At 64.6% G+C, this 8,013-nt stretch carries 8 protein-coding genes and 1 other RNA gene; 8 read left to right on the forward strand and 1 reads right to left on the reverse strand.

All coding sequences use genetic code 11. The features are described 5' to 3' along the window. Window positions 1-38: 38 nt before the first annotated feature. The 7 genes from ACREC7_RS14475 to ACREC7_RS14505 all read left to right on the forward strand — a co-directional run bounded on the left by ACREC7_RS14475 (window position 39) and on the right by ACREC7_RS14505 (window position 5,790). On the forward strand, window positions 39-899 hold the full coding sequence (locus tag ACREC7_RS14475; protein ID WP_431556396.1) for a prephenate dehydratase: 861 nt from the start codon (window positions 39-41) through the stop codon (window positions 897-899). 19 nt (window positions 900-918) lie between these two features. Further along, complete coding sequence (locus ACREC7_RS14480; protein ID WP_431556397.1) at window positions 919-1,401, forward strand: DUF6790 family protein; 483 nt, start codon at window positions 919-921, stop codon at window positions 1,399-1,401. Window positions 1,402-1,460: 59 nt separating this feature from the next. Further along, window positions 1,461-1,557, forward strand: an RNA gene (gene ffs / locus ACREC7_RS14485) — signal recognition particle sRNA small type. 160 nt (window positions 1,558-1,717) lie between these two features. After that, the gene (locus ACREC7_RS14490; protein WP_431556398.1) at window positions 1,718-3,532 is read left to right on the forward strand and encodes a DNA polymerase III subunit gamma/tau; all 1,815 of its coding nucleotides are present in this window, start codon (window positions 1,718-1,720) and stop codon (window positions 3,530-3,532) included. After that, window positions 3,529-3,849 carry a YbaB/EbfC family nucleoid-associated protein gene (locus tag ACREC7_RS14495; RefSeq protein ID WP_431556399.1) on the forward strand — a complete coding sequence of 107 codons (321 nt, stop codon included), beginning with the start codon at window positions 3,529-3,531 and terminating at the stop codon, window positions 3,847-3,849. Before ACREC7_RS14490 ends, ACREC7_RS14495 begins: the two co-directional genes overlap by 4 nt. Before the next feature lie 251 nt (window positions 3,850-4,100). After that, complete coding sequence (recR, locus tag ACREC7_RS14500) at window positions 4,101-4,706, forward strand: recombination mediator RecR (RefSeq protein WP_431556400.1); 606 nt, start codon at window positions 4,101-4,103, stop codon at window positions 4,704-4,706. Between the two features lie 184 nt (window positions 4,707-4,890). Next, on the forward strand, window positions 4,891-5,790 hold the full coding sequence (locus ACREC7_RS14505) for a sulfotransferase domain-containing protein (RefSeq protein WP_431556401.1): 900 nt from the start codon (window positions 4,891-4,893) through the stop codon (window positions 5,788-5,790). 134 nt (window positions 5,791-5,924) lie between these two features. Here ACREC7_RS14505 and ACREC7_RS14510 read toward each other — a convergent pair whose 3' ends face one another. After that, a complete protein-coding gene (locus tag ACREC7_RS14510; RefSeq protein WP_431556402.1) occupies window positions 5,925-7,307 on the reverse strand; it encodes an AmpG family muropeptide MFS transporter in 1,383 nt (460 codons plus the stop codon). Window positions 7,308-7,461: 154 nt separating this feature from the next. On the opposite strand from ACREC7_RS14510, the gene ACREC7_RS14515 reads away from it, so the two are divergent. Next, window positions 7,462-7,932: a VOC family protein gene (locus ACREC7_RS14515; RefSeq protein WP_431556403.1), complete on the forward strand. Its 471-nt coding sequence runs from the start codon at window positions 7,462-7,464 to the stop codon at window positions 7,930-7,932. Window positions 7,933-8,013 lie beyond the last annotated feature (81 nt).

Below are 8,013 nucleotides of genomic sequence, written 5' to 3' on the forward strand. Positions count from 1 at the left end.
GGGTGAGGGGGACTTGTTCGTTGGAAGGCTTCTTGTCGATGACCGCAACCAAGCGTCAGAAAATCGCCTATCAGGGCGAGCCAGGTGCCAACTCGCATCTCGCCTGCCGCGACGCCTATCCGAAGATGGAGCCGCTTGCCTGCCCCACCTTCGAGGATGCGCTTGCCGCGGTGAAAGGTGGCGACGCGCTTCTCGCCATGATCCCGATCGAGAACTCGGTCGCTGGCCGGGTGGCCGACATCCATCACCTCTTGCCGGATTCTGGGCTATTCATCGTGGCTGAGCATTTTGAGCGCATCCGCCATCAGCTGCTCACTTTGCCAGGGGTCAAGCTCAGCGATCTCAAGACCGTGCACAGCCACACCATGGCGCTCGGCCAATGCCGCAACGCCATCCGCGCGTTGAAGCTCACCCCGGTGGCCGAGGCCGACACGGCAGGCGCTGCACGGCATTTGCGCGACACGCAAGACCGCACGCGCGCCGTGATTGCCTCGGCGCTCGCCGCCGAGGTCTATGGACTGAAGATTGCCAAGGCTGGGATCGAGGATGCCGAGCACAACACCACGCGCTTCGTGGTGCTTGCCTCAAAACCGGACCACGCCAAGTCCAAGGACGGCCCGGTCATCACCACCTTCGTGTTCAGGGTGCGCAACGTTCCTGCCGCGCTCTACAAGGCGCTTGGCGGCTTCGCCACCAACGGCGTCAATATGACCAAGCTTGAGTCCTATCAGCTCGAGGGATCGTTCAACGCCACCATGTTCTATGCCGATATCGAGGGTCATCCCGACGAGCGGCTGGTCGAGCTCGCCATGGAGGAGCTTGCCTTCTTCACCAGCGAGGTGCGGGTGCTCGGCACCTACAGAGCGAGCCCGTTCCGCGCCGAGCTGAAGGCAGGCTGAGAGTATTGAGGGGGGAACGATGCTCGCTTTGCTCATCGCAGTTTTGATGGTCGTTCTGCCGTTGCTGCACTTGGCCTTCAGCAAGGTGCCCCGAACGCCGCTCCGCGTCGTTCACATCCTCTTGCTATACGCGCTGGTGTTGGGTGTCGGCGTCATCGGCTTGCCGATGGGATTCATTCCCCATGTCTTTTTCCCCGATCAGGCGGCGGAACTCATTGGCTGGGCACCGAGCCCATTTCAGCTCGAAGTAGGGTTCCATGACGGTGCCTGGGGTATTCTCGGTTTCCTCTGCATTTGGATCGGCGGGCTGTTCTGGCTTGCGACCGGCCTCGGCTGGTCGTTCTTCATGCTCGGAGCCACTTATGGGCACATCCGAGAGACCCTGATCAAAGGGGACTATGCTCCCTACAACTTTTTCACGATGTTCTCGGATGGATTCATCGGCATCTGGATCCTGGTGCTGCTTTACCTCTACTGGCGTCAGGGCGGCTTTCGGACATAGTCAGCCGGGGCCTCTCACCGGGTTGCCACAGGCGCCGCTATCCCCGATATACTCATCCGGGAGGTTGGCGGCAGGCGCGTTCCTCGCCAACCGGGTCAGGTCCGGAAGGAAGCAGCCCTAACGAGATTGACGCGGGTTGTTTGTCCAGCCTCCCACCCGCCTCAAATGTTTTGCGTCATTGCCGGACCTGTCCTCGGGCTTGACCCGAGGATTGACCCGGCAATCCATTCCAGTCGCCTCTCAAGGTGCTGAGACGTAACGGAATGGATGCCCGGATCAAGTCCGGGCATGACGCGTTGAGATTGTGAGTTCGTCCATGGCCGAAGGTAAGGACCAGCAAGAGGGCGCGCTGAAGCGCTCCACGAAGAAGACGGCGAAAGCCGACAGCCCCTCTGCGCCTTCCGGCGCCGGCCAAAGCCACGCGGCGCTCGCCCGCAAATACCGGCCGAAGCTGTTCTCCGAGCTGATCGGCCAGGACGCCATGGTGCAGACGCTGCGCAATGCCTTCGCGAGCGGCCGCATTGCCCAGGCCTATATGCTCACCGGCGTGCGCGGCGTGGGCAAGACCACGACCGCGCGACTGATCGCCCGCGCGCTCAACTATGTGCCGCCTGGGGGTGAAGGGGCCCCAACCCTCGACATCACCGAGGAGGGCGAGCATTGCCGCGCCATCCTCGAGAGCCGGCATCTCGACGTGGTCGAGATGGACGCAGCCTCCCATACCGGCATCGAAAACATCCGCGACCTGATCGACAGCGCCCACTACAAGCCGAACACCGCGCGCTACAAGGTCTACATCATCGACGAAGTGCACATGCTGTCGAAGCCGGCCTTCGCCGGCCTGCTCAAGACCCTGGAAGAGCCGCCGGAGCACGTGAAGTTCATTTTCGCCACGACTGAGGCGCGGAAGGTCCCGGTCACGGTGCTGTCGCGCTGCCAGCGCTTCGACCTGAAGCGCATCGAGGTCGAGCAGCTCGCCCAGCATCTCGCCGGCATCGTGACGCAGGAAGGCGCCGCGGCAGACCTCGCGGCGCTGATGCTGATCGCCCGCGCGGCGGAAGGCTCGGTGCGGGATGCGCTGTCGATCCTCGACCGTGCCATTGCCTTCGGTTCCGGCAAGATCGAGGCTGAGGCCGTGCGCGGGCTGCTCGGGCTTGCCGATCGCGGCCGCATCTTCGATCTCTTGGAGACCGTGCTTGCCGGAAACGCCGGAAGCGCGCTCGACAAGCTCTCGGCGCTCACCAATGACGGCGCCGAGCCAGCGCAAGCGATCACCGATCTCGCCGATGCGGTCCATGCCGTGACCCTGGTCAAGGCCGCCGGCGCGTCCGATCCGGCGGCGAGCGAGCCGGAGCGGGCAAGCGCCGCCGATCTCGCCAAGCGCCTCTCCATGCCGGTGCTCGCCCGCGCCTGGCAGATGCTGCTGAAGGGCCATGAGGAGGTGAAGTCCTCAGCGAGACCCCATGCCGCCGCCGACATGGTGCTGGTGCGGCTTGCCTACGCCGCCGATCTGCCAACGCCCGGCGAGCTGATGCGCCGCCTCGGCGACGGCAGCGGCGAAGGGGAGGGTGGCCCGCGCGCGATGCCCAACAAGCAGGCTCCCCGGGAGCCGGCTCCTGCCATGCGGCGGGAAGCGCCGCCGGCACCGGAACCATCGCCGGTCGCCGAGACTGAAGACCCCGCGCCGGCGCCCTCGCTCGCCGATCCGAAGAGCTTCGAGGAGGTGGTGGCGCTCGCCGAGGAGAAGCGGGATTTGAAGCTCAAACACGCGCTCTCCGAGCAGGTGCGCCTCGTGCGCTTCCGTCCAGGGCACGTGGAGATCAATCCGCTTCCCAACGCACCGAAGGAGTTTGGCCAGGATCTCATGCGCAAGCTGAAGTCCTGGACCGGCCGGGTGTGGATCGTGGCCTTGAGCGGAGAGGAGGGCGCAGCACCCTTGGGGGTTCAGCGCCGCGAACGCGAGGCCCGCGAGATTGAGCGCATCCGCGATCACCCCGAGGTCAAGCAAGTGCTGCAACATTTCCCCGACGCGCGCATCGCCGCGGTGCGAGCGACCGCAAGCGAGGAACCTCCGGCCGAGATCGATGAGGGGGCGGAGCAGGAGTTCAAGGAGGACGGGACCGACCCATGAAGAATTTTTCTGGCATGATGAAGCAGGCCCAGGAGCTACAGGGCCGCATGGCCGAGATGCAGGCGGAGATGGAGCGCGCCCGCGTCGAGGGTCAGTCCGGCGGCGGCCTCGTGGTGTTGACGCTGAACGGTAAGGGCGAGCTGGTCGGGGTGAAGATCGACGCCTCGTTGGCGAAGCCAGAGGAGGTCGAGATCCTCGAGGACCTGATCGTCGCCGCCCATACCGACGCCAAGGCCAAGGTCGAACGATTGCTGCAGGAGAAGATGCAAAGCCTGACCGGCGGCCTTCCTCTTCCTCCCGGCCTGAAGCTGTTCTGATGCCAAGCCGCGGCACATTTCCCCTATGGGGATGCGAGAAACTTGCTCCCCGCTCCCCCCTTGAGGGGGAGCACGCGCGCGCTTGCGCTCAAGCAGCGCAGGGCGCGATAGCGCAATCAATCAAGCGCGCGCGGAGGGGGGTAAGCAGCGCATCGTTTATCGAACCCCCCTCCCTATCCCTCCCCCTCGAGGGGGGAGGGGAGAGCGAGAGGTTGCGCCGTGGCAAGTCTCAGAGCTTCGAGTGCGCATAGATGGCGCGGGCTGCCGCAAGCGCCGAGATCGAGCGCCTCATCCAATTGCTGGCGCGGCTTCCGGGCCTCGGCCCCCGCTCGGCGCGCCGCGCCGCTCTGCATCTCGTCAAGAAGAAGGAGCAGCTTCTCGCCCCGCTCGCCGCGGCGCTGACCGAGGCGCATGACCGCATCGTCACCTGCGAGACTTGCGGCAATATCGACACGGTGAGCCCGTGCACGCTCTGCCGCGACCAGTCCCGCGACCGCACGCTGATCTGCGTGGTCGAGGAGGTCGGCGACCTCTGGGCGCTCGAGCGCGCGCATGTGCTGAACGGGCTCTATCACGTGCTCGGCGGCACGCTGTCGCCGCTCGACGGCGTCGGCCCTGAGGATCTCTCTATCGCCAAGCTGATCGAGCGCGCCGGCGCGCCCGAGGTGAAGGAAGTTCTGCTCGCGCTCAACGCCACGGTCGAGGGCCAGTCTACCGCGCATTATCTGACCGATCAGCTTGTGGGCTGCAACGTCGCGATCTCGCGGCTCGCCCACGGCGTACCGATCGGAGGCGAGCTCGACTATCTCGACGAGGGCACGCTCGTGGCCGCGGTCAAGGCCCGCAAGACGATGTAAGCGTCGATTGGTTTCGCGGACGCGCCCAACACTCCCCCTCCCCCCTTGTGGGGGAGGGTAGGGAGGGGGGTCAACCTAATGGAGTCGCGCCTCACCGCACCCCCCTCGGCTCCGCTTGCAGCGGAGCCTGCTCCCCCACAAGGGGGGAGCGGGAGCAAGCGGAGTCTCATGCTATTCTTCCGGCATGAACGAGAGTCCCATTCCATGGCCGCACAAGCAGCGCGAGCTGCATAACCATCATTTCGACTCGACCATCTGGAACCACTTCAAGTTCCGCGACGACGACATCGTCATCGCCACCTACGGCAAGTCCGGCACCACCTGGGTGCAGCAGATCGTGGCGCAGCTTTTGTTCGACGGCGCCGAGGACGTCTCGGTCGCCGAGCTGTCGCCCTGGCTCGATCTTCGCGTGCCGCCGAAGGACGTGAAGCTTCCGGCGGTCGAGGCGCAAACCCATCGCCGCTTCATCAAGACGCATCTTCCCATCGATGCGCTGGTGTTCTCGCCGCGCGCCAAATACCTCTATATCGGCCGCGACGGGCGCGACGTGATCTTCAGCATGTACAATCATCACGCCAACGCCAACGAGCGCTGGTACCAGGCGCTGAACGACTCGCCGGGCCGCGTCGGCCCACCGATTGCGAAGCCGCCGTCCGACATCCGCCAATATTTCCGTGAGTGGCTCGACGGCGACGGCTATCCCTTCTGGCCGTTCTTCGAGAATGTGCGGAGCTGGTGGGAGGTGCGGAACCTGCCCAACGTGCTCATGCTGCATTTCGCTTCGCTGAAGCGTGACTTGTCCGGCGAGATCAGGCGCGTCGCGAACTTTCTCGAAGTGCCGATCGACGAGGCGCGCTTCCCGGCCATCGTCGAGCATTGCAGCTTCGGTTACATGAAGAAGAACGCGACCAAATCGAGCCCGCTTGGCGGCGTGTTCTGGGACGGCGGCGCCGAGACTTTCATCCACAAGGGCACCAACGGCCGCTGGCGCGACGTGCTGAGTGCCGAGGAATGCGCCGCCTACGATGCGAGATCGCGAGCCGAGCTTGGCGAAGCTTGCGCGAGCTGGCTTGCCGACAGTTGAAATCGATGTCAGCCGGGATGGAACCTGATCCTACCCGTGCGTATTAGTTTCTATCCTAGAGGCCAACTTGACCGCTTCTTCAATCGAGAGCGCAATCGGCCAAATCGAATCGCCCGGATCGGCAGATCCATGGTTCAAGCAGCCGCTTCGGTGCGTTCCTTCTTCTCGATGTCCGCGAAATTTCCGCGCTTGATCAAGATCCACAGGATCAGCAGCCCTGGAATGGCCGCGGCGGCGCACAGCGCGAAGAACACGATCCAGCCGGTTGCCGCGGCGACGAAGCCGGTAATCGAGGCGAGCGTGGTCCGCCCGAACGAGGCGACCGCGGTGAGCAGGGCGAATTGCGTCGCGGTATGCGCCGGGCTCGTGCACAGCGCCGAGAGATAGGCGATGAACACCACGGTGCCGATGGCCGAGGTGAAATTCTCCGTGGAGATGGCAAGCGCAAGTGCTGCGTGATTGACGCCGATCCAGGCCTGCCAGGAGAAGGTGAAGTTCGCCAGCGCCTGCAGGATGCCTGCGACCATCAGGGCGCGCGATAGCGGCATGGCGCGCGCGAGCACCCCGCCGGCGACGCCGCCGGCAAGCGCGGCTATCAGGCCGACGCCCTTGATGATTGCGGCGTAGCTTGCCTTGTCGAAGCCGATATCGAGCACGAACGGCCCGGTCATCACCCCGGCGAAGGTGTCGGTGAGCTTGTACAGCACCACGAACAGCAGGATCAGCAGCGCGTCCTTCTTGGAGAGAAAATCGGCGAAGGCGTCGTAGGCGGCGCGGAAGAAGCGATTGAGCGGATTGCCGGTTCGCTCGCCGAGCGCTTCGGCCTCGGCCTCGCGCTCTTTGGCGCGGGGCTCCTTGGCCATGAAGGCCGCCGCCATGCCGACGAGCACGAGCGCCGCCATGGCGGCATAGCCGTAGGTCCACACCAGCCCCCGCTCGACGCCGCGATATTCCAGATAGGCGACGAAGGCGACGGCGCCCGCCGTCGATATCAGCATGCCGATGCGGTAGGCGGCGACGAAATAGGCCATGCCGGCGGCCTGCGCATCGGTCGGGAGATATTCGACACGGAAGGCGTCGATGACGATGTCTTGCGTGGCCGAGGCGGTGGCCACCAGGAGGGCGGCGAGCGCGACCATCAGCGGCGCCCGCACCGGATCCTGGAAGCCGAGGAACAGGATCGCGCCGATGAGCAGAAGCTGGGTGAACACGAGCCAGCCGCGCCGATGGCCGAGCGCCTTGCTCAGGAACGGCACCTGGAAGGCGTCGACGATGGGCGCCCACAGGAATTTGAAGGTGTAGGGTACGCCGACCAGCGCGAACAGCCCGATGGTCTTGAGGTCGACGCCGACGTCCTTCATCCACAGGAGGAGCGTCGAGGCTGAGAGCGCGAGCGGCAGGCCGGACGAGAATCCGAGCAGAAGAATGATGAGCACGCGGGGGTCGAGAAAAACGGCGAAAGTGCGCGCGATGCGCGTCCCCCAACTCCCCTCTCGGCGTCCCTCGGCAGCCGTCATGGAACCCTAATACCAACCCTGCAGGCATTCGTCATGCCCGGCCTTATGCCTTTTTGGAGGCACCAAGGCGTGGATGGCCGGGTAAAGCCCGGAGATGACGATTTAGTGGGGCTATGCGTTGTGGGCTTGAGCACGAACTCCAAAGGAGAGGCACATGGTGCGCGTTGTCGGCATCGACCATCTCGTGATCAGCGTCGGCGATTTTGCAAAGTCGAAGGAATTCTATGCGCCGCTGATGAAGTTCCTCGGCTTCGGCGTCGAGGCAGAATATGACGGCAGCATGATGGGCTGGACCAACGGCAAGACACTGTTCTGGATCGCCGCAGCCGATGCCGAAGGCAAGAAGCACGCCTACCGCAAGGGCGATATCGGCTTCCATCACTACGCCTTCCGCTTGCGCAGCCGCGCCGATGTCGATGCGCTCCAGGCCTATCTGGAAAAGCAGGGCGCCACCATCGTCGACCCCGCCGGCGAATATTACGACGACTATTACGCGGTGTTCTTTCTCGATCCCGACGGCATGAAGCTCGAAGGCATGCGCTACGGCGAGCACCATGCGAAAGCCGCCCGCGCCCGTGCCGCGCGCAAGAAGACCGCGGCAGCGAAAAAGACGAGGAAGCGCTAGCGAGCTTACCCCCTCCCCCCTTGTGGGGAGGGTAGGGAGGGGGTTGGCAACGAACGCTGTAACGGTGCTTCACCCCCCTCC

It is taken from the genome of Methyloceanibacter sp., assembly GCF_050728395.1.
Classification (GTDB): domain Bacteria; phylum Pseudomonadota; class Alphaproteobacteria; order Rhizobiales; family Methyloligellaceae; genus Methyloceanibacter.